We start from the raw sequence: 243 nt of genomic DNA on the forward strand, positions 1-243 counted from the left end.
GTCTTTGTTTAGCGTAGCGACAAGCTTGTTTTGCCACTGCCCGTGGCGATGTACTTCTTGGCTGTATACGCGAATAGGTAGGATAGCGCGTACGCTTTCCATAAAGTGACTCTGTTCTAATGCTGCAAGCGCAATGCGTTCAGTTGTAAGACGTTTAATAAACGGCAGCAGTCCAAGACGAACGGCGAGGTAGGCAAGCATGATCGCCACTACAACCAGAGTGAGTTTGGGCGAATATAAAAT

1 pseudogene is annotated in these 243 nt (G+C 47.7%); it reads right to left on the reverse strand.

The annotated features are described in order from the left end of the window. Positions 1 to 243, reverse strand: a pseudogene (locus tag NLF92_RS13650) (peptidase domain-containing ABC transporter); the annotation flags it as partial.

The sequence above is a fragment of the Opacimonas viscosa genome, from assembly GCF_024199005.1.
In the GTDB taxonomy this organism is placed as follows: domain Bacteria; phylum Pseudomonadota; class Gammaproteobacteria; order Enterobacterales; family Alteromonadaceae; genus Opacimonas; species Opacimonas viscosa.